Below are 22472 nucleotides of genomic sequence, written 5' to 3' on the forward strand. Positions count from 1 at the left end.
ATTTATGGTTATAACCTCTCTCATTGTGTGTTTGCTAGAGTGGTGTTATCCTTACCCTATCAACCCTTATGCTAGGGGTTATGCATGGTGTAGCATGCCATTGAAGTACCTGCTTACTCTCCTTCCCTATGGCTGAGATATTAAACATGAGCCTCTTCAGGTTATCTATTATCCTTACCATCCTCCTTGCACCTATTATCTCACCATTGCTGACCTCGAATACCCCACTCCTAGCAGTGCATGAAAAGTCTCCCTGCTCTGGGTTGACTGGGTATGTGTACCATAACCTGCTTACTATAAGCCCTCTCTTTGTATCCTTGATCATCTCATCCCTATTGTAGTTGCCTTCCTTGACCACTATATTATGGAATGATGGGTATGGTAATGCTACTACTCCTCTCCCTACTGGATACCCTGCCCTTATGGCATTTCCAGTGCTCCTCATACCATCTTTTGATGAGTAGAATGTATCGTATATTATGCCCTTGAATACACCATCTTCTACTATATACTTGTTGTATGTCTCAACACCCTCATCATCGAATACCTTGCTACCTAGAGCATCCTCCCTTCTAGGCTCATCTGCAAGTGAGAACCTATCAATAGCAATCATATCGTTTATCCTACCATGGAAACAACTCCTCCCATCCTGATATGCTTTGGCATTGAAGTTGTATGCAAAGACAAAGGCTAGCAGTTCTCCAAGTGCATATGGCTCGAATATTATGCTGTACTCACCCTCCTCTGCTTTGCTTGCACCCTTTGAGTTCATAGCCATCTCTGCTGCCTCTCTGCCAACAGCATCTGCACTGAATGAGTTGAGCATCCTTGATGCTCTGAACCCAACACCACTAACCCTCTTCTCATACACACTGTTGGAGCCATCTTGCTCAAGATCAGCGTTTACATTACCAACCATGTATGTAGCCTTATCACTCAACTCTAGACCATTGCTGTTTGCAATGCATACATACTCCTTCACAATATGCAATGCTCCAGAGATTGATAGCATATCTGCCCTTGCAGATTCAAGCATGAGGTATGCAATGTTAACTGAATCATCAACGCTAAGAGCCTCTATTGCAGGATCGTAACCCTTCTCAAGTATGCCCTTTGGTATCGATCTTGCTGGTAAACCATTCCAGTTATCTTTAGCTTGCATCATGCTTGCAGAGGATATAGCATATCCTGCAATCTTCTCTATGCTCTGATCATCCATGAGTGATGTACTCACCCCTGATACGCTCTTATCTTTAACAACCCTCAGAGCAAGACCTCTATCCCTTAAGCCTTTAGCCTCTACTATGCGTGATCTTGCAAGCCTAACTGTTATTATCTCCTTATCAAGGATATACGCTTCAGCCTCACCAGCGCCCATCGCTAGAGCCTTACCAACTGCTCTCCTGCATATATCAAGCATCCTCTCTACTACAAGCATCTCCTCTTCCATCATGCTATAATGTATTATTTTTGTATTGTGCTTGTTGAGGCCTCCGCGGGGAATCGAACCCCGGCCCGGGGGTTACTGCTTGCACATTATGCTATGCATGCAAACCACAGCCCCCTATACTACCACTATACGACGGAGGCCAACATGAAGGTATCATGGATAGATAGAGCACCTTAAATAATTATTTCTACTATCAGTAACCTAGCCTTGAAGTCCCGTTAATAAGCCTCTTATACATATCATCTATTCTGTTGAGATGTTCACCAACTATACTCTTTACGCTACTCTCAATACTAACAGTATCTGCTGTAACCTCTACAACTACTGCCATAGGCTCTCCAACAGGTTTACCTATCCTGTTGTACATCCATACAACTACCTCATCCCTCTCTTCATCAAGCAAACTTTTATGCAGATCATCAGCAATCTCAAAGCAGAGTGCAGCATAGACCTTGCCTATGTGGCTTAACGGGTTCTTCCCAGCATAACTCTCAGACCCTGCTGGTCTCATGAGTGAGATGAGCCCATTTGCCCTGTTACCCCTCCCAACCTGACCAGAGTCTGAACTGTCTGCAGATGTACCAAGCACTGTAAGATAAAGCCCTTCCATACCCTTACCCTCTCTATCAAGTGTGTTGATCTCAACACTTAGATGCTTTATGTCAAAGCTATCTTTGATATGCTCATCTATAGCATGAAGCATATCCCTCTTCCTAGCAAAGTAGTATGATTCAGACTCAACATATGCATCTACAAACGCTATTGCAATAGTAAGTTCGATACTCTCATCATGTCTGAAACCCATTACCTTAACATCCTCCCCAGCCTCTGGAAACTCATGCTTGAATGGAGCAGAGTTTATGAAGAGTTCTGTCTCACGTACAACTTGCTCAAGTAGGGTTGATGGTGCATAGCCTACAAGTGCAGATGTATCGTTTGATGGTATTGATAAAGGTGAGGATGCTACTGCAAATAGAGATCTTAACTCTGCAGATGCTGAGCCTAGCACTGGCTCTATGCATACATGCTCATCCCTTACATGTCTAAGGTTCTCATTGAACCATCTCCTTGCTGTTCCTCTAACTATACCATCAATATCTAGGGAGTTGAATGTTGCCCTATCCCCTATGATGAGGTGCATGGGTCTCTTTACTATACCCCCTCCAAACCTGTTCTCTGTTTCTCCAGCAGCAAGCAATGCTTTATCTACATTGAAGTGCATCATCTGTCCATACTCTCTCATGTAGTGCTTAGCCAACTCTACACATATGCTATCAGCAACAAGATCACATATGGTATCTGGATGGCCTAAACCTTTCCTCTCAACCATCTCAAACCTTCTAGCCTGTGTTGGTATCCTATTACTCCTCTCAACCTCTACAATCACTACCTATCAGCCTTGTAGTACAGCATCACCCACATATATCAACCATCCCTAGCGTGAAGATGAAACAGGATATGCAAGAGCATAGCAAGAGGATTTTTTAGATAGTACCATAACTAGACATACTCACTAGCAAGCGAGACAGTAGTATAGTTAAGGAGTTACTGAAGAACTTGACAGGTAAGCGTTAGTGCTGGTAAAGAGGCAATAAAGTCAGGTAACAATAGTTAAACTGTTAAATAGGCTTCCATTTGATATGGAGGAGTTTGTAAGAACATCAGTAAAATTTGAAGATATTATGAATAATACAACTGCAACACAACTAAAGAACCTTACTAACTACAGATGAGATAAAGATGACATATACAGATTTTATGTTAAGAAGGTTATGGTATTATGTATCAGAAAAAGGATCAAAGACTTTAGTGAAGGGCATAAACTTGCATACTGTTCACTGTTGTATAGATTTGTTAGAGAGGCAAGTAAGTATGGTGTTGGTGTTATACTGGCATCACAGAGACCAAGCGACTTTAATAGCAAATGTTAGCACAAAGATATGCTGAGCTGGAAAAGGATGCATCATTCATGGCTAAACAGATGCGATGTAGTAAAGATATAACTGATCTGAGAGATAAATGGGAAGCATGATAAGATCAAGAGTAACAAATCACTACACTGTCGTATAACCCATTGGATAAAAGGTATTGAATAGTATAATTTGATCAATATAAAAACAATCGCCTCTCGTTTGAAGGAATGGAATTGTGTAAGATGGGATGTGATGGGAGTTATTTATGTTGTGTTGATCCTCTTCTAACCGCTAATCCATAAGTTCTATTCAGTATATCTACAACATCATATAAATCATCTATAATATACATTGCATTATCTTTAACCTTTAGGCTCTTTGGTTTATATGCTATGCTTACACCTGCTTGCTCTAACATACATACATCATTCTCGCTATCCCCAACTGCAACTGTATGCTCTCTACCTATACCAAATCTCTTTGCAATACTCTCAAGATGGAACCTCTTGCATACTGAGTTCATACATCTACAGCCTATCCTCTCCCAGCCTAGAGGCATGATCAACTCACCAGTAAGGATACCATTGCTATCATGGACAAGTTTATTTGCTATGCTAAAGTCCATGCTTAGCATGGATGCTATATGCTCAACTGCCACATCATAACTATCACTTATTATCCCTATAACATGGCCAGAGCCCTTTAAAGCCTCAACAGCCTCTTGAGCATTACTGCTCAAGGGTATACTTGCTAGTGCTTCTAGCACATCATCCTTGCTAATGCCCTTCCATAGCCTTGCTATTGCTCTACTCTTCTCATAACCATGCATGTTAGTACTGCTCATAATGCCTGTAACCTGCTCTCTAACATTACACCTATCTGCTAAAGCAAGTACAAGCCTACCATTGAGTAGTGTACCATCCATATCGAATGCTACTAATAGCCTAGCCTCCTCCCTACTTCCTTCCTGCATATCTCTTCTCTAAACCATCAACAACCATTGCTTTATCATTTACTCTTCCTACACAGACTCAAACTTTTAAGAGGGTACATGTGAATGTAGTGTGGTGATATCCTTGGCTAGCAGGAGGCAGCAGGAGAAGCAGGAGAAGGAGAGGGAGAACAAGGAGAAGATACTCAAGGCAGTATCCATACTCATGAGTGTAGCAGATAACACTATGACACCAAAGCAGGTTAGGCAGAGCATAAAGGATATAATTAACAATCTTAAGGATGAGAAGATTGATGCTGGGGTTAGAGCAGCAAATGCAATAAGCATGCTAGATGAACTTACACAATCACCTAATGTGCCTTCACACATGAGGGTGACTCTATGGCAAGTAGTATCTGTACTTGAGAGTATAAGGACATGATATTCATGTATATAATTAAAATTATTTGATTTATGCTCTCTCCATCATGAAATATATATATAGTGCTAAATCCCTACATGAAGGGGGAATATTTTTATTAATATGCTCTTCCTAATATAATAGGATAGAAATGGAGTATAGTCATGATGAGAGCGAGCATGAGATGGTTGAGATACAGGTTGAGGCTATAGACTTCAAGAGGGAGCATGATATACTTGTTAAGGTGATGAGGAGGATAGAGGCCATGGTTCATATGTATAACTCATTTGATATAGGTGACCCAGATAACTGTATGGGCTGGAACTTCTTCACCCTGTATGTTAGCAAGAGCCTTATAATCAGGCTTGTAAACCTTCTAGGCAATGAGTTCCTTAGCATAAAGGGGAAGAGTATGGAGCACAAGTTTGTGAACCTTCTTGCAAGGCACCTCAAGCAGGCAGGCTCAAACGCAAGAGTAGTACTGATGGCTGATTTCATGTCATCCAAGTATGGGCTATTCTGACTGAATATAGTATTGCAACGATGATAACAGTTACTTTTATCTATGATTGATTATGTCTTAGTGTTGTATTGAGGGTATCACTCCACTACGATAAGGGTACTATAGTGGTTGATGGTCTAGCGCATATACCATACACAGTGCTAGATCCAAAGATCAAGAAGTATAGAGCATTGGCAATGTACTACCACTCAATTGTTGAGTATCTTAATGCAAGCAAGATAGAGTATGAGGATCATGTTTTAGACTTGCTACCATTGCAGAGACTCAACTGCAACGTAACATTAAGAGACTATCAGAGTAGGGCATTGAGGCAATGGGAAGAAGCAGGGATGAGAGGATGCATAGTGCTCCCAACCGGCTCTGGAAAGACGATTATAGGTATAAAGGCTATAGAGCATGTTAACCTTGCATCCCTAGTAGTGGTGCCTACGCTAGATCTCATGGAGCAGTGGGTCTCTTCTCTTGCAGATGCATTCTCACTAAGCAAGGATGAGATAGGGATGGTAGGAGGGGGTAATGATAGGCTCAAGGCTATAACTGTTATAACATACGACTCTGCATATATAAGAGCAGGAGCAATAGGCAATAGATTTGCGCTAGTTGTGTTTGATGAGGCTCATCACCTCCCAGCACCAGGGTATAGGAGCATAGCAGAACTCATGGCAGCACCATACAGGCTTGGCTTAACAGCAACCATAGAGAGGGAAGATGGTCTACATCAAGATCTACCTCTACTGCTAGGTGCTGGTGTTGTATTCAGTGTAGATGCTAGGGAACTTGCAGAGAGGAGTTACCTTGCAAGGTTTGCAATAGAGAGGAGGTATGTTAGGCTCTCAGCAGATGAGATGGATGAGTATAGCAAGAACTATGAACTATACATGCAGGGTATGAGCACTCTAGGTATTGAGCCTGGGATGAATGGGTTCAAGAGGCTCATCATGCTATCAAACAGGAGCAAGGTAGCAAGAGATGCGCTTCTAGCAAGGAATAGGGCATTGAGTATAGCATTGAACAGCAGTGCAAAGATAGAGGAGGTTAGGGAGATACTTGCAGAGCATAATGGTGCAAAGATAATAGTATTTACACAACACAACGATCTAGCATACAGGATAGCAAGGGAGTTCTTGATACCATTGATAACACACAACACAAGCAAGGAAGAGAGGGTAGATATACTCAAGGGCTTCAGGGAAGGGGTGTATAGAGCAATAGTAACATCCAAGGTTCTGGATGAGGGTATAGATGTGCCAGATGCTGAGGTTGGGGTAATAGTTAGTGGGACAGGGAGCAGTAGAGAGTTTGTGCAGAGGCTTGGAAGGTTGCTTAGACCAAAGGGTAGCAAGAGTGCACTTCTCATAGAGATAGTATCTAGAGAGACTAGGGAGATGCTTATGAGTAGGAAGAGGAAGAGGTCTGTAAGGGCTGATATGAAATAAAGGTTAATCGATGGTTATGCTACCTACATCACTTGTAAGGGCAAGGGCTAGGAAGGGTAGGATAGTGCCAGTATTTGCTTCACAAGATGATGAAGGACTAGCATCCCTCATAATAGATGAGTTCATGAAGGCATATAGCAGTAGAGAGAGGAAAGGTATACTCATAGATAGGATAAGGGAGTTGGAGTACGGTAGCGATTACAGGCTTGTTAGAGGGTTCTACACCATACTTGAGAGGAGGTGTGTATTCAAGCGTATTGATACCCCTGTACATCCTATACTCCTGAGAAGGGAGGTATTCAAGGAGTCAAGTAGGAGAGGTTATGCACTAACAGATGGGGAGAGGAGGAGTATAATGGATGAGGTTGCATCAAGGCTTAAGATAGATAGGGCATTGGTTGAGGAGATGATGTGGAGCGACCTCGAGGAGAATCTTATCATGCAAGAGTTCAGGCCCATAAGCCCTGAAGAACTTGTTGGAGAGTACAATCTAGCACTCATTCAGGGCATGCTCCTGAACTGTACAAGGATGGAGTGTAGTGTATCTCAAGGTATTGAGTGGAAGGTTCTCTTGAGGGATGTGAAGAGGCTTGGGTTGATGTACATGCTTGATGAGCATAGAAGCATGGTTGATAAGCATAAGCATGAGCATCATCCCCCTTCAAGCATAGTATGCATGATAGATGGTCCAGCAAGTATATTCAAGTTGACTGATAGGTATGGGGTTGCAATGGCAAGGCTGTTACCAACACTCCTCAAGGCAGGGGAGTGGTGGTTTAGGGCATGGATAGTAAGGAAGGGTATGGGAGTAGGATCAAGAAGGGTCTATGAGTTAGAGTTCTCATCCAAGGATGCAAGGGAGATGGGTATTGCGTTGATGCCTAGTAGAATTGAAGGTTACACGGATGAGGAGAAGGAGTTGCCTAGCACAAGCAAGGTATATGATAGTAGTATAGAGGAGAGGTTTGCTACACTCTTCAACCAATATGGTACAGGGTGGAGGCTTGTAAGGGAGCCAGAGCCCATAGTAGTCTCAGGACAGGCATTCATACCAGATTTTGTGCTTGAGAAGTATGGAAAGAAGATCTACGTAGAGATAGTTGGATTCTGGACAAAGGATTACATAGAGAGGAAGGTTCAGAAGCTTATACAGATGAATAAGAGCAGAGGTATGGATAAGGATGGTGAGATGATACTCCTTGTAAACAAGGAGTTGGTATGCTCTGAGCCCATACATATGGAGCATCTCTCAAGATTTGCAAGGCTGGTAATGTATGATGGTAAGAAGATTCCTATGAAGCAGATCATAGCCCATCTTAAGAGTATAGAGGATGAGATAACAGCAGAGCATGTAAGCGATGATGCGCTTATGAATGATGTGAAGGAATACATCAAAGGCTTGAACCATGGTAGAATAATAAGCATAAAGAAGGTGGCTGAGAGGTTCAATATAACATACGATGCAGTCTTATCAATAATAACAAGCATTGTAGAGAGTGGAGAACTTCCCAACCATGAGATGGTTATGAATGAATTCTTGATAGCAAGAGATGTGCTGGAAGGTATAAAGAGGGATGTAGGGATACATGAGAGGCTGGTAGATGCATGTAAGGTAATGGAAGGGTATGGTGTGCCAGAGGAGTACTACACCTCGCTCTTATCAATCCTAGGCTACACTATAGTATGGAGGGATATAGACATAAACAATGCAGTTATTGTTAAGGTTTATGATGATAAGGATAAGGATAAAGATGATTCCTCTCTGTAAGAGTAAACAATGTTATTAACAGATCAAATAAAAATAGGTAACGTTGTAATGCAAGCATCAATCTGTATGTTCCTTATCCCACCTACTCTCTCCCCTACTTTCTTCCTCCTCTTCTTCCTTTCTCTTTCTGCATCTTCCTCCTATTCTCCTTCCCTGCTTCCTTTCTTACTATCTTACTTCCTTCTCCTTCCTCTACACTCATTTCTTTGCCTTTACCTTCCTACCTCTAACCTTACCCTTTCTACCCTTACCAGTAGCCTTGTTGATGCTCTTCTCTAGCCTTGATACCTGTTTGCTAAGATCCTTTATCTGCCTCTTCAGTGTATCTATCATACTACTCTCCTTCTCTATCTTCTTGATTGGTTTGAGCCTATCCTCTATCCTATTCAGCAACTTCTCATACCTTACAAGCATGCTTGCAACCTGCTGAATACCTTGCGTATGAGCAGGTTCTGTTGCTATGGCTGTGGTCGTAGTGGGCATCCCTTCTTCTTTAGCCTTTGGTTTCCTTCCCCTTCTTCTCCCTCTCCTTTTTCTTACCTCTACCGCCTCCTCTTCTCCTTCCTTTGCCATAACAACATCCCTTTCCTTAACCTCACCTTCTGCAACCCTCTCTATACCTGTTTCTGGTTTAGGCTTGGCTTCTTCTGTAGACATTGTTATTACTTACGTGAAGGTTATTAAAATTATTTATGCTTAAGTATAAATATAGATATCAAAACTAAATCCCATCATCCCATTCACTGGCTAAATTGATCAGCTATTATGATCGCAACTGCTCAAAAATAAATAAATAATAAAAGTAATGGTCATCTCTCTTGTTTGCATGCTACTCCATATCCATGCCGCCCATACCGCCCTTTCCACCAGCCCCTTTACCGCCCTTCTCCTCCTTTGGCTTGCTTGCTGCTATGATATCATCTATGCGTAGTATCATACTTGCTGCCTCTGCTGCAGATGCTATTATCTGCTCCTTAACTACCAATGGTTCGCATACGTTACTCTTGCTAAGATCCTCAACCTTGCCCTTCAGTACATTAACACCATACACTGGCTTGGTTGACTTCTCCTGCATGGCTCTCAACTGCACTTGTGTATCTATTGGGTCCATGCCAGCATTCTCTGCTAGCGTTAATGGTATAACCTCAAGTGCTTCAGCGAACCTCTCAACTGCTAGCTGCTCCCTTCCAGCGAGTGTGTTTGCCCACTCCCTCAGCCTCTGAGCAGCAAACGCCTCTGGTGCCCCTCCTCCAGTTAATATGTATGGCTGCTCAACAACATCCTTTACAACCATTATTGCATCATGTATGCTTCTATCAGCCTCATCAACAACCCTCTGTGATCCTCCCCTTATCAGTATAGTAACTGCTCTAGGATCCTTGCATCCTTCAATGAATACCCATTTATCAGTCTCAACCTTCCTCTCCTCAACAAGGTCAGCATAACCTAGATCTGATGGAGATAGCTCCTCAATGTTTGTAACAACCCTTGCACCAGTTGCCTTTGCTAACTTGTACATATCTGACTCCTTAACCCTCCTTACTGCTAGTACTCCAGCCTTTGCTAGATAGTGTTGAGCCATATCATCTATACCCTTCTGGCATATCACAACGTTTGCGCCTGTAGCAACTATCTTATCTACCATGCTCTTCAGCATCCTATTCTCCTCCTCAAGGAAGAGCTTCATCTGCTCTGGACTGTTTATCCTTATCTTGGCATCAAACTCTGTCTTCTCTATCTCTAATGGAGCATTGATGAGAGCGATCTTTGCCTTCTCTACCCTCTTTGGCATCCCTCCATGCACTACTTCCTTGTCAAGTACTATACCCCTTATCAGTTGTGTATCATGTAGAGACTCACCAGCCTTCTTCTCAACCTTTATGTTATCTATATCAACCTTGTACTTGCCATCCTTCTTCTCAGCAACTGTAAGTACTGCATCTATAACAAGATCAGCAAGGTACCCACTCTCCTCAGCAACAAGCTTTGATGCTAGGGTTGTTAGGGCTATCTTCCTTAGAGTTCTCTTATCCAAAGGTTCAACCTTTATGCTAACATCATCAAGTACCTGCAGTGCCTTCTCTAGTGCCATATTATACCCATCAACTATTATTGTAGGATGAACATCCTTGTTTATCAGTTCTTCAGCCTTCTCAAGTAATGCTCCAGCAAGAACAACTACAGATGTTGTACCATCACCAACCTCATTATCTGTAGCCTTTGATATCTCAACCATCATCTTTGCTGCTGGATGCTGAACATCCATCTCCTTCAGTATTGTAGCGCCATCATTTGTTATTGTAACATCGCCTAGGGTATCAACAAGCATCTTATCCATTCCCCTTGGCCCTAAACTGGTCTTCACAATCTCTGCTACCAACTTTGCTGCTGTTATGTTGTTCCTCTGTGCCTCTCTACCCTTGGTCTGCGCTGTACCCTCCTTTAGTATTAGGACTGGTATCTGACCTGCTTGCTGCATAGACAACTCAAATCACCAGCATCCACTATGCTTATGGGATATTTTATCCTTGCTAAAGAAGATTTATAATTACTAGGAAGTCTCTTCCTAGAAGATGGGTAGGAATAGGGGTCTACATCTACAGATAACTATCATTGGAGCATCTTCAACAATACTCTTCCTAATTCTATTGGTACCCTCATTAACAGGTTATGCATATGCTGAAGAGGTCAAGGCAGGTATATGGCTTGTCAATGTAGATAGGTTCGATACCTCTACTGGTTCTTATAATGTTGATTTTTATATATGGTTCAGGTGGGATGCAAGTGGTGAGAGCGAGAAGCCAATCAACTTTGAGTTTGCTAATGGTAGAGCAGTATCAATAGATATTATAAGGCAGAGTGATGGCTACTATGAGGCAAGGGTTAGAGGCACGTTCATTAAGAAGCTTGATTTCACAAACTATCCGTTTGATGAACATACTCTAACCATAGAGGTTGAGGATAAGGTTAAGAGTATAGATGATCTCATCTTTGTGGTAGATGATAAGGCTAGTGGAGTAGATGAGGGCTTGAGTATCCCTGGCTGGTATATGAAGTCATGGAGTATAGGTGTTGGTGAGCATAGATATCCAGATGCTACATACTCTAGACTTGTATTCTCATTCACCCTTGCCAGATACACACTATCAACTGTACTTAAGAGCATACTCCCCATAGCAGTCATCTCAACCATAGCGTTGTTAACTTTCTTCATAGCACCAAAGAACTTTGCGCAGAGGATAGGGATAGGGGTTACTACCCTACTTGCTGGTGTTGCTGCACACCTCAACCTAACAAGCCAGTTGCCTCAGATAGGCTATCTTACCTTTGCTGATAAGATAATGATAATAGCGTACAGCATATTCCTACATGGGCTTATAACAACAACTCTTGTGATAAGGGCACTGGATAAGGAGAAGGGCGAGTATGCCAACTACATCAACAGGAGGGCTCTAGAGTTGGTACCAGTAATGGTTGGTATATTAGCAACGTTACTCTTCCTAGGTTTGGATGTAACCATAGTATAGGAAAGGTAGGAGATGAGGATTATGATATGATGGTTAGATTAGAGGTCTAGCCCAAACGCCTCTGCAACACTCTTGAAGGACTCATAAGATCTTAGATACTCCATACCCTTCTCGGTTATCACATACCTTCTAGCATTATCATCAATCCTCTCCTCTATTAGCCCAGCCCTTACGAGTTGTTCTGCAACCTTTATGAACCTGTTGTATGGGATGTTTGCATGCCTTAACATGTACGTTATGTTAACACCATCCCTACCAAACGCCCTTGCTATATTGAGCACATCACCTATTATCTTGAAGGAGCTTCTATGCTGTTGCACCATCTCATACCTTAATACCATTACTTACTATAAATAATTTTGTGTTAGAAATTTTAACAATAGATGTAATATAACTATACTTCTGTTGATGTATATTGGTAAGTTGATTATGTGGTTGTTAGTAGTAGTTGTTATTGGTTAGGCGACTCATCTACAGCAAGGATCAGTTATACATCCTGTCTCAGCCTCAGTATGACATGGGCACTCACACCATTCCTTACCAACTACCTTATCGTATACCATCCTATGCTCAGTGCACTCTAGGCACACATTCATACAATCTATTCATATCCTTCCCTACAATAATAATCTTTCACATCAGGTTTAAGATATAATGATCTTTATCCGCTTGAGATTTTAATCATAACTTAAAAAAGATTTAAATTCTAATAAACTATTATGGTTAGTATGAAAGGAAGGCAGATAGTGCTTACAGCAGATAGATCGCTGTTATCAAACTACAGGGATAACATGCTATTCGGCTTCGTAGCATGCATGCCAGTTGAGAAGATATCCAAGCAGTTATACTACAGGGTCTTCTGTCCTGCAGTACCAGCAGACAAGGTTAGTGGAGAGGCACTCTTTGCTCCATTGGGGCTTAGGAGGATAGAGTCAAGCCTTATGGATGGGTTTGGGAGGGAGAATGTGATAGTTGCACACTGCGACCATCTTGAGAAGGCTATAGGAGAAGAGACCAAGGTTGTAGGCATAAACGTCATGGACCCTCTAGGCATAGGACCTATAACAACATCGATCTCAGGAAAGCCATACACGCCATACACAAGGTACACGTTTGAGGAACTTATGAGCAGGATAATGAGGCTCAAATCCAAGTACAAGTTCAAGGTTGTTGTTGGTGGAGCAGGAGCATGGCAGCTCTACAGGAGGGAGGATAGGGAGAGGTTAGGTATAGATCATATAGTCTTTGGCGAGGCTGATAACCATTGTGTAGAGATGTTCCATGATATAATGGATGGTAATGCAAAGGAGTTCATGTCTGTTCTAACCAATAGGATAGGTGAGGTTCCATACATAAGGAATCCAACATGCAACAGCACTATAGAGGCGATGAGGGGGTGTGGGAGAGGCTGTGACTTCTGCGACCCAAATAGGAGGATGAAGAGGGACTTCCCTGTTGAGAGGCTTAAGGAGGAGGCAAGTATAAACCTTAAGCATCATACATGCATATGGCTACTCTCGGATGAGATAATGTTGTATGGTTGTGACAACAAGGATATGTACCCAAACAGGGATGCTATAGTAACGCTCTACAAGGAGTTGAAGTCCCTAGGCAACGTTGATTACATAGGGGCAGTGCATGTTACCCTATCATCAGTTGCTGCTGATCCAGAGTGTATAGCAAAGATAAGGGAGATAAACAACTTCAATGCTAGTAGATGGAATGGTATACAGCCTGGTATAGAGACTGGCTCAGTAGAGATGTTCAAGAAGCATATGCCTTTGAAGGCAAAGCCATTCTCTCCAGAGGAGTGGCCAGAGGTTGTTGAAGAAGGGATAAGGATACTAAATGAGAACTACATATTTGCAGCATGCACCCTTGTAATGGGCCTTCCAGGGGAGCAGGATGATGATGTTAAAGATACTATAGAGTTGGTGAAGAGATTGGATGGTTCTGCATTTGTTGTTGTACCATTGCTCTGGACAGATTACTTCAAGCCAGAGAACTCTCTAACAACTGACAAGTTCACAAAACTGCACTGGAAGTTGTACTACCTCTGCTGGAAGATAAGCACAAAGGCAATCTACAACTGGATATGGTATGCTACTGCCCACTTCCCACCACTTGTAAGGCAGATAGCAGGGCTTGTTGGTAAGTTTGGTGCAGCATATCAGTTGAGGTATGTTAGGGATAAGGCAAAGAGCATCATTGGAGAAGATCCTGACTTCGACAATATATGATATATTTTATATTGTTAGTATCATTATTTACCTCTACTATTCATCTTATTGATTCTCTAGATTTATGCTACGAAGAGTTAGGTTCAGTAGTAACCGAAGAAGGGTTGTAATAAAGAAAGGATAGAACAATAACAAACTGTGAACAGATATAGTTGCTTGGATGCAGTAACAGTAATAGTAGCAACGATAGATGAATGATGTAGGTAGGGTGGATAGTAGAAAGAACTATAGTTAGCAACTACACTACTAACTATAAACGCACTATCCATTATTCACTTTCTGGTCTAGCATAAAAGAAAGAAGATCTGTAATAGTGCTGTGTCGTAATATTATGTTTAAATATTTGAATTGATACTATCCTAAAAAAGAAAATAAGAGGATTATGCTTTATATATCAGTAATGATTCATTCGATTAATGAAGAAAGATGCAATTGTTACAACGACCATAATTATGGTTATAGCAAGTACATTGTTGGTAGGTGGAGGATTACAAGGTGCTAATGCTGAACCTGATGGCGAACCACCTTGTATTACATTTACATTTAATAAGAAGAAAGTAGGTGAAGATTGCGAGTCAAAAGCCACTGATCTACATCTATTCTTTATTGGTAATGGTACGCTACAATTTACAAGAGATGGAAAGAAGATAGGGGAGAGTAAGCCCAGTCCTCCTGGATCGAATGGATTCAATACACAATGGAAGGGTGGAGTTATTGATAAGTTTGAATGGACTAGAGATGGTGGTAAGATAGGCGATGGTAGGTTCGAATCTATACCGAGGGACGGTAAGAATAGACCTGCTAATGATCTTGAATTCTCTACTACAGGGCTGATTATTGGCTGTTTCTGGACAAAAGACGGTAAATTCTTAAGATATTGTGTACTACCAGAAAGACTAGCTAATGATTTTCATTTTGTAGTACCAGAATCTTCTATAGGTATTATAGCAATGATAGCAACACCTCTAGCAGTATTAGGTTACTGGAGAATGCGTAGAATTATACACTAAGACGAAGATACTATAACCATAATTACTTTTTTCATGAACTTCTAGCAAATGCAAATATGTGTATAGCAGCAAATATTGCAGATACAGCAATATACTCCCGTTAACATGAATAAGTGATAGCATTGTTATATAGCAGAGTCTAAAATGGCTACATCAACTCACTCTCAATTCCTAATGGTGCTTGTATCTGAATCTATCAAGCCTTATGAGTTCATGATACGAGCCGAATATGGATGTATCCTCAACCATATCCAATGGATCTGGATGATCTTCCCCTTCATGGAATATCCTTAACCTATTGTATAGAGTATCTCTCTGCACAGGTATCCTTCCTATGCTCCTTATCAACGCTCTCATCTCCCTAGGCTTTAACATCTGCCCATTCATTGAACCTGCTGCAGTAGATATGCTCTCATTCATTAGAGTGCCTCCCATATCATTTGCTCCAGCATTCAAGAGCATCCTACACATCTCTAACCCTTCCTTAACCCATGATACCTGTATGTTTGGTATGTAGTTGTTGAGCATTATCCTTGATACTGCATGCATCTTTATCACCTCATCTCTACTTGGTCCAGGCCTCAAACCCTTTACAACTCCATGCTTGTACATCGGTGCCTCCCTGTACACAAAGCTTAATGGTACAAACTCAGTAAAGCCTCCAGTCTCCCTCTGTATCTCTCTTATTATAGATAGATGCAATGCCTTATGGATTGAACTCTCAAGATGACCATACATTATGGTTGATGTTGATGGTATCCCTAGCCTATGTGCAGTCTTTATTATGCTTATCCAATCCCTAACCTTTATCCTACCAGGGGAGATGATATCCCTAACCTCCTGCACAAGTATCTCAGCAGCAGTACCTGGGATGCTTCCAAGCCCTGCATCCTTCAATGCCTTCAGATACTCCTCTATGCTCATCCCTGCCCTCAATGCACCATACATTACCTCCTCAGGCGAGAATGCATGTATGTGTATATCTGGTACAGCACGCTTAATAGCCCTACATATATCTATGTAGAGCATACCATCCATCCTTGGCATAAGCCCTGCCTGTATGCATACCTCAGTTGCACCAAACCTATATGCTTCTTCAACCCTCCTTACTATCTCCTCCATTGGTAGAAGGTAGCCCTCCTCCTCCCTAAAGTCCCTAGAGAATGCACAGAAACCACAGCGCTTTATGCATACATTTGTGAAGTTTATATTCCTATTCACAACATAACTTACATGATCACCAACCTTCTTCTTCCTTAGCATATCAGCAACCATAATAATTGCCTTCAACTCCTCCTCTCTACTACACTCAAGCAACTCATACGCTTCATCAACACTTACATCCTTGCCATCTATAGCATTGCTCAATATCCCTGCAATAACAGGATCTATATTATGGAGTGCTCTTTCTACAGCATTCATCATATCAATAGCCCCTCACCAACCCATGCTCATCCCTCATCCTATTTATAATCTCCATAACCCTGCTTGAGAGGTACTCCTCGCTTATATACTCAGGGTATACAGGGAACCTTGCCCTAAGCCTGAACCCATATGCTTCAGTAACATATCTAACATGATCTATGCTTGGCCATGGTGCCTCTGGGTTAACATGGTCTATAGTTACTGGGGAGATGCCTCCCCAGTCATTTATCCCAGCATTCAAGAACTCACCAAAATCAGGGTTAAGGTTTGGAGGAACCTGTATATTCATATAAGGCATGATAAGCCTTGCTAGGGCAACTACCCTTAGCATATACTCCCTTGATGGCTTTGTATGATCTGCCATAGGTGTATTTGGCTTTGGGTTGAAGTTCTGTATTATAATCTCTTGTATATGCTTGTACCTCTCATGCATCTCTCTTATTGCAATGAGTGATTCTACAACCTCATCCATACTCTCCCCTATGCCAAGCAATAGGCCTGTTGTGAATGCTACCCTTGCCTTCCCAGCGTTCTCCATAGTCTTGAGCCTAAGCAATGGATGCTTACTTGGAGCATGCTCATGAGCCATCCCTTTACCCATAAGCCTAGTACTAGCATTCTCAAGCATTAGACCTATACTTGCATTGTACTCCTTGAGCATCTTAACCTCATCAAGTGTAAGGTTACCAGCATTTGTGTGAGGTAGCAACCCAACCTTCTCAAGCACCAGCCTGCTCATATCTGCTATATACTCTATAGTACTTGCATAACCTCTTGCCCTAAACCATGATCTAGCCTCAGGGTAGAGCTGTTCTGGCCTCTCACCAGCCACCAAGAGCGCTTCTGTACATCCAACCCTCTTACCCTCTTCTGCTATAGCCAGTATATGCTCAGGTTTGAGTATTATAGAATCAGCATCTACGCTAGAGGGCTCCTTCCTGTATGTACAGTATGAGCAGTAATCCCTGCATAGGTAGGTTATAGGTATGAATACCTTCCTAGAGTATGTTACTATCCTCCCTTTTACTGAATCCCTTATCATAGATGCCTTAACCATCATAACAGTATCATGCTTGCTATCATCATCGTTATCATCATCGTTGTTATTGTAGTAACATACAAGCCTATAGGCATCATCTCTGCTTATACCCTTGCCTATTAGCATGGTTCATCTAGCGATGCATTCAATAATAACCTTTTCCAAACACAGTTATAGATAGATAGATGGTGGATAGATTGGGTGGATAGATGGTATGGGTTATGTATTTACCCCATCCGATGATGCTGTAAGGAGTAGCAATATAGCAAGGTTCATGGATGCTAATGGCATAAGAGATTATAAGGAGTTGATAGAGCGTGCATCCAAAGATATAGAGTGGTACTGGGATGCTGTAAGCAATGATCTAAACATAGAGTGGTTCAGAGAGTACTCAACAGATAAGATACTTGATGTATCAGATGGTATAGAATGGGCTAGATGGTTTGTAGATGGGAAGTGTAACATAGCATACAACTGCCTTGAGAAGCACATCAAGGATGGGAAGGGTAGCAAACCAGCAATAGTATGGGAGAATGAGCAGGGTTCAAGGAGGATAGTAACGTACAGTGAACTCTACAGCATGAGTTGTAGGATTGCAAATGCCTTGAATGCTATAGTAGAGAAGGGTGATGTTGTATGCATATACATGCCCATGGTGCCAGAGGCAATAGCCTCCATGCTTGCATGCTCAATGATTGGTGCAGTGCATTCTGTAGTCTTCTCTGGCTTCAGTGCTAGAGCACTTGCTGATAGGCTTAACGATGCTAGGGCAAAGGTGCTGATAACTGCAGATGGCTACTATAGGAGAGGCAAGCAGGTTGAGTTGAAGAAGAGTGCAGATGAGGCATTAAGGATGAATAGTACTGTGGAGAGGGTTATAGTACATGAGTACTCTAACATGCAGTTTGAGGAGAGCAAGAAGGATGTGATGATGAGCAGTATACTCAAGCATGAATCATCACATGCAGAGTGTGTTGAGATGGATGCTGAGGATAGGCTCTTCATCCTCTACACCTCAGGCACAACAGGAAGACCAAAGGGTACCGTTCATGTACATGGTGGCTTTATGGTATTTGCTGCACAGCAGGCAGCATACCTTGTAGATATGAAGGATAGCGATCTGCTCTTCTGGCCAGCAGATATAGGATGGATAACTGGGCAGACATGGAGTGTCTATGGCTCGCTCATACTCAACTGCACATCCCTCATATATGATGGAGCGCTAGACTATCCCTTACCAGATAGAGTGCTAAGGATGGTTGATGAGTACAATGTTACAATACTTGGCATGGCACCAACAGCATTGAGAGCAATCATGCGTGCTCTTGATGATGAGACCATCTCTAGATACAGGCTTGATACGCTTAGGATCATTGCATGTACTGGCGAGGTTATACATGAGGATGAGTGGTTCTGGTACTTCAAGAGGATAGGGAAGGCAAGGTGCCCAGTGATAAACCTCTCTGGGGGCACTGAGGTTGGTGGAGCAATACTCAGCGTGCTTCCAATAATGCCAATAAAGCCATGTACTGTTGGCTTGCAAGTTCCAGGGTTCGATGCTGATGTTGTTGATGATGAGTGTAGACCTGTTAGAGGGGGCAAGGGTTACCTTGTGATAAGGAAGCCATGGCCTGCCATGACTAGAGGTATACTCAACGATCCTGCAAGATACATAGAGGTTTACTGGTCAAGGTTCAAGGGTGTATGGTTCCATGGCGATTATGCTTCAATAGATGAGGATGGGTTATGGTATCTGCATGGTAGGGTTGATGATGTTATCAAGGTTGCTGGGCATAGATTCTCTAGCACTGATATAGAGGCTGTACTTGCAATGCATGAGGCTGTTGCAGAATCAGCAGTTATAGGCCTACCAGATGAGGTGAAGGGTGAGAGGATAGTTGCATATGTTGTGCTCAAGCCATCGTACAGGAAGATGCATGATCTGCTTAGGGATGAGTTGAGGAGGCATGTTGAGAATACCGTAGGGAAGATAGCAAGGCCTGATAGCATATACTTTGTAGATGACCTTCCCAAGACAAGGAGTGGGAAGGTTATGAGGAGGCTTGTAAGGGCAAAGGCTCTAGGCATGCAAGTAGGAGATGTGTCAAGTATAGAGAATATTGCATCTCTAGCAATGCTTGATAATCCTTATTAATATTAGATAAGATTCCAACATAGATAAGGATGTTATTACTGATGGAGATAATAGTTGGCAGGGAAGACTTTATTTGAGCCATATTATACTGCAGGGCATTGCCTGATAACACATGACAGGAATGGGATGTTGATGCACTAACTATAAGCGTAAATGGTGATGGTATAACCTACAACTTTGAACCATCGTTCTACACATTAACACTCTCTGATCCAGACGCTACAATCAACATGGTTATTCAATAACAGCATTTGAGACAAATGATTACACGGTAGATGATGTAAAGTTCCGATGTTCGATCCTTCTGGAGTAGAGGTTAGGACACAGACTGTAAGCATTACATATAGTACAACAGATACATACAGGGCTGATGATATGTTTGTACCTAGTGTTGTAGGATCATAGACTATTGGAGTTCAACGATGGAACTTTGCTGATCAAGAGTCTTGATGTTTGTTTCATGGTTGTTCCAGAGAGCATGTTAGGTGCACTAGGTATGGTTTGAGCAGGTATTAGCGTATTAGCCTTGAGATACATGCTGAGTAGGCAGAAACATAAATAATCATCATCTATTTTCTTCTTTGACCAAATCCTCTAATCTTGCCCTGTTACCATACCTGTTGAGATGCACTAACTGCTCCATGGGTATCCTCTCATACCTTGGAGGCTTCTCAGCAGGATAACCTATAGGGATTATGCCTATTGGTTTGACATGCCTTGGCAGTTCAAGGATTCTTGCTACCTCCTCATCCCTATATGCCCCAACAAAGCATGCTCCAAGCCCCAGATCCCTTGCAGTTAGCAGTATTAGGAGCGATGCGTATGCACCATCTATTATGCTGTAGAACCTCCTCCCTCTATCCCCATACCTTGATGCTGATCTCTCAGTATCTACACACGTTACTATAACTACTGGCGCTTCTGCTATAAACATCTGCTTGAGTGCTGCCTCTGCAAGGCTCCTCTTCACACCATCATCCTTAACAACAATGAACTCCCATGGTTGGAGATGGCCAGCGCTAGGTGCTCTAACAGCATTTGAAAGTATCTTAACCAACTTCTCATGCTCAACTTGCATATCCTTGAAACTCCTAACCATCCCACGCTTCCTCACAAGTTCAGAGAACTCCATAGCATAGCATTGCACTGCTTGCAGATAAGGTTTATATTATTAATATCGTATTCTTATCCTTAATATTTTCCGAAACACGTAAATATTCTTTACCATCTAATAGAAGGTGGTGATGGGTATGAGGATGATGGTAGCACTACCCATAGGCAAATGGTTCAGGGTAGGCTTGGGTCTACTTGCTGGTGGTATAGCATTACTGGTATACAATATACTAAATGTTAGATGGGAGCAGTACATAACCGTTACAGGACAGGTGGTGCCAGAGTTAGGCATGGTTCCAGTATTCAACCTTGCACTTGGGATACTAACAGTAGGGCTGATAGTTGCTGGCATAGTTATAGTGATGAGGGAGATGGTTAAGGGTAGTAAGGAGATAAGGCAGGCATAGAGCAGTAAGCAGGTAGACTCGAGCCTCTCTTATTTTTGTTATATTGCCAAAGGTTAATATTTTTATTCATAGTCCTACATTTATGAGCTGTGCAGATGAGCATGTGCAAGATCTTATACAGATAAAGCCTAGTATAGCAAGGCAGTTGAGGAATGCAAAGTATGGAGTGTACAATCATTCAACAGTAGAGCTCTGCCACTGGACAAAGAAGTCCTTCATGGATGAGGGTACATGCTACAAGCATAGATTCTATGGGATAGATACGCATAGGTGCATGGAGTTCTCTCCAGCAGGTATGTTCTGTGAGAACAGATGCATATACTGCTGGAGGCCTATGGAGTTCTATGAGCATATAGAGATGCCTAGGGATGCTGTAGATGAACCTCAAGCAATAATAGATAATCTCATGCGTGAGAGGTTCAGGCTCATGAGTGGGTACTTTGGGAATGCTGGTACAAACAAGGCAAAGCTGATTGAGGCGATGAGACCAACACACTATGCAATATCTCTCTCAGGGGAGCCAACGATGTACCCTAAACTGCCAGGGTTGATAAGGTATCTTAAGAGCCTAAAGGATACAAGGTCCATATTCCTTGTTACAAATGGGCAAGAGCCTGAGATGCTCTATAGGCTAGAGGAAGAAGATGCACTCCCAACACAGATCTACCTATCTACAAACGCCCCAAACAAGAGGCTCTACTACCTAATAAACAAACCAAGGTTGAGGGATGCATGGGAACGATGGCTTAAGAGTCTAGAGTTCATTGCATCAACCAATGCAAGGACAGTAGCAAGGATAACACTGATCAGAGGCTACAACTATGGGCTTGATATTGCTAGAGAGTTTGCTGAGATCTTAAGGATAGGGAACCCACACTTCATAGAGGTTAAATCTTATATGCATGTTGGTAACTCTATAAACAGGTTATCTGCTGATGAGATGCTTAGCATGGATGAGGTTCTTGCATTTACAGGAGTGCTAGAGTACCATCTGGATGATTATGCCATTTATGATTGGAGCGTACCATCAAGGGTTGTTGTACTCCAGAATATGAAGCGATATGTAGATCCAATAATCCATTGATCGTCTGGGACTCAAGTTGCAATGGCTAGA

The 22472-nt window shown here is 42.2% G+C and carries 21 protein-coding genes and 1 tRNA gene; 11 read left to right on the forward strand and 11 right to left on the reverse strand.

Annotated features, from left to right (window positions below; genetic code table 11):
* Positions 1-34: 34 nt before the first annotated feature.
* The 3 genes from CRG89_RS04805 to CRG89_RS04815 form a co-directional block, all read right to left on the reverse strand.
* On the reverse strand, positions 35-1453 hold the full coding sequence (locus CRG89_RS04805) for a TldD/PmbA family protein (protein WP_103287186.1): 1419 nt from the start codon (positions 1451-1453) through the stop codon (positions 35-37).
* 35 nt (positions 1454-1488) lie between these two features.
* Positions 1489-1590, reverse strand: a tRNA-His gene (locus tag CRG89_RS04810).
* 53 nt (positions 1591-1643) lie between these two features.
* Entirely contained in the window at positions 1644-2837 is a 1194-nt protein-coding gene (locus CRG89_RS04815; protein WP_103287187.1) for a methionine adenosyltransferase, read from the reverse strand.
* Positions 2838-3222: 385 nt separating this feature from the next.
* Between CRG89_RS04815 and CRG89_RS08760 the strand changes: the two genes are divergently transcribed.
* Positions 3223-3381, forward strand: a complete 159-nt coding sequence (locus CRG89_RS08760; protein ID WP_148695176.1) for an ATP-binding protein — start codon at positions 3223-3225, stop codon at positions 3379-3381.
* Between the two features lie 241 nt (positions 3382-3622).
* On the opposite strand, the gene CRG89_RS04820 is transcribed toward CRG89_RS08760, so the two are convergent.
* The gene (locus tag CRG89_RS04820) at positions 3623-4336 is read right to left on the reverse strand and encodes an HAD family hydrolase (RefSeq protein WP_103287188.1); all 714 of its coding nucleotides are present in this window, start codon (positions 4334-4336) and stop codon (positions 3623-3625) included.
* A 103-nt stretch (positions 4337-4439) separates the two neighbouring features.
* Here CRG89_RS04820 and CRG89_RS04825 point away from each other — a divergent pair, with 103 nt between their 5' ends.
* The 4 genes from CRG89_RS04825 (at position 4440) to CRG89_RS04840 (ending at position 8442) form a co-directional block, all read left to right on the forward strand.
* Positions 4440-4736, forward strand: coding sequence for a stationary phase-response protein (locus tag CRG89_RS04825; RefSeq protein WP_148695175.1), 297 nt, complete (start codon positions 4440-4442; stop codon positions 4734-4736).
* Positions 4737-4866: 130 nt separating this feature from the next.
* A complete protein-coding gene (locus CRG89_RS04830) occupies positions 4867-5238 on the forward strand; it encodes a hypothetical protein (RefSeq protein WP_103287190.1) in 372 nt (123 codons plus the stop codon).
* Positions 5239-5306: 68 nt separating this feature from the next.
* Complete coding sequence (locus CRG89_RS04835) at positions 5307-6674, forward strand: DEAD/DEAH box helicase family protein (protein ID WP_103287191.1); 1368 nt, start codon at positions 5307-5309, stop codon at positions 6672-6674.
* Between the two features lie 16 nt (positions 6675-6690).
* On the forward strand, positions 6691-8442 hold the full coding sequence (locus tag CRG89_RS04840) for a DUF790 family protein (protein ID WP_158648728.1): 1752 nt from the start codon (positions 6691-6693) through the stop codon (positions 8440-8442).
* A 198-nt stretch (positions 8443-8640) separates the two neighbouring features.
* Here CRG89_RS04840 and CRG89_RS04845 read toward each other — a convergent pair whose 3' ends face one another.
* Together CRG89_RS04845 and thsB are read right to left on the reverse strand one after the other, a co-directional pair.
* Positions 8641-9099: a hypothetical protein gene (locus CRG89_RS04845; protein ID WP_103287193.1), complete on the reverse strand. Its 459-nt coding sequence runs from the start codon at positions 9097-9099 to the stop codon at positions 8641-8643.
* Between the two features lie 172 nt (positions 9100-9271).
* Positions 9272-10921: a thermosome subunit beta gene (gene thsB, locus CRG89_RS04850; RefSeq protein WP_103287194.1), complete on the reverse strand. Its 1650-nt coding sequence runs from the start codon at positions 10919-10921 to the stop codon at positions 9272-9274.
* A gap of 94 nt (positions 10922-11015) precedes the next feature.
* On the opposite strand from thsB, the gene CRG89_RS04855 reads away from it, so the two are divergent.
* On the forward strand, positions 11016-11969 hold the full coding sequence (locus tag CRG89_RS04855; RefSeq protein WP_103287195.1) for a ligand-gated ion channel: 954 nt from the start codon (positions 11016-11018) through the stop codon (positions 11967-11969).
* 38 nt (positions 11970-12007) lie between these two features.
* On the opposite strand, the gene CRG89_RS04860 is transcribed toward CRG89_RS04855, so the two are convergent.
* Together CRG89_RS04860 and CRG89_RS09115 are read right to left on the reverse strand one after the other, a co-directional pair.
* Complete coding sequence (locus CRG89_RS04860; protein WP_103287196.1) at positions 12008-12310, reverse strand: winged helix-turn-helix domain-containing protein; 303 nt, start codon at positions 12308-12310, stop codon at positions 12008-12010.
* A 126-nt stretch (positions 12311-12436) separates the two neighbouring features.
* A complete protein-coding gene (locus CRG89_RS09115; RefSeq protein WP_269459692.1) occupies positions 12437-12565 on the reverse strand; it encodes a hypothetical protein in 129 nt (42 codons plus the stop codon).
* A gap of 132 nt (positions 12566-12697) precedes the next feature.
* On the opposite strand from CRG89_RS09115, the gene CRG89_RS04865 reads away from it, so the two are divergent.
* Positions 12698-14209 carry a B12-binding domain-containing radical SAM protein gene (locus CRG89_RS04865; RefSeq protein WP_158648729.1) on the forward strand — a complete coding sequence of 504 codons (1512 nt, stop codon included), beginning with the start codon at positions 12698-12700 and terminating at the stop codon, positions 14207-14209.
* Between the two features lie 416 nt (positions 14210-14625).
* Complete coding sequence (locus CRG89_RS04870; protein WP_103287198.1) at positions 14626-15219, forward strand: hypothetical protein; 594 nt, start codon at positions 14626-14628, stop codon at positions 15217-15219.
* Positions 15220-15390: 171 nt separating this feature from the next.
* On the opposite strand, the gene cofH is transcribed toward CRG89_RS04870, so the two are convergent.
* Both cofH and cofG read right to left on the reverse strand, forming a co-directional pair.
* On the reverse strand, positions 15391-16644 hold the full coding sequence (gene cofH, locus CRG89_RS04875) for a 5-amino-6-(D-ribitylamino)uracil--L-tyrosine 4-hydroxyphenyl transferase CofH (RefSeq protein ID WP_103287199.1): 1254 nt from the start codon (positions 16642-16644) through the stop codon (positions 15391-15393).
* Position 16645: 1 nt separating this feature from the next.
* A complete protein-coding gene (gene cofG, locus CRG89_RS04880; protein WP_103287200.1) occupies positions 16646-17809 on the reverse strand; it encodes a 7,8-didemethyl-8-hydroxy-5-deazariboflavin synthase CofG in 1164 nt (387 codons plus the stop codon).
* A gap of 88 nt (positions 17810-17897) precedes the next feature.
* Here cofG and CRG89_RS04885 point away from each other — a divergent pair, with 88 nt between their 5' ends.
* Positions 17898-19838, forward strand: coding sequence for an acetate--CoA ligase (locus tag CRG89_RS04885; protein WP_103287201.1), 1941 nt, complete (start codon positions 17898-17900; stop codon positions 19836-19838).
* Between the two features lie 565 nt (positions 19839-20403).
* On the opposite strand, the gene CRG89_RS04890 is transcribed toward CRG89_RS04885, so the two are convergent.
* Entirely contained in the window at positions 20404-20970 is a 567-nt protein-coding gene (locus CRG89_RS04890) for a nitroreductase family protein (RefSeq protein WP_103287202.1), read from the reverse strand.
* 112 nt (positions 20971-21082) lie between these two features.
* Here CRG89_RS04890 and CRG89_RS04895 point away from each other — a divergent pair, with 112 nt between their 5' ends.
* Entirely contained in the window at positions 21083-21358 is a 276-nt protein-coding gene (locus tag CRG89_RS04895) for a hypothetical protein (RefSeq protein ID WP_103287203.1), read from the forward strand.
* A gap of 82 nt (positions 21359-21440) precedes the next feature.
* Entirely contained in the window at positions 21441-22442 is a 1002-nt protein-coding gene (gene twy1, locus CRG89_RS04900; RefSeq protein ID WP_103287204.1) for a 4-demethylwyosine synthase TYW1, read from the forward strand.
* The last annotated feature ends 30 nt before the right edge of the window (positions 22443-22472 follow it).

The sequence above is a fragment of the Candidatus Nitrosocaldus islandicus genome (assembly GCF_002906215.1).
In the GTDB taxonomy this organism is placed as follows: domain Archaea; phylum Thermoproteota; class Nitrososphaeria; order Nitrososphaerales; family Nitrosocaldaceae; genus Nitrosocaldus; species Nitrosocaldus cavascurensis.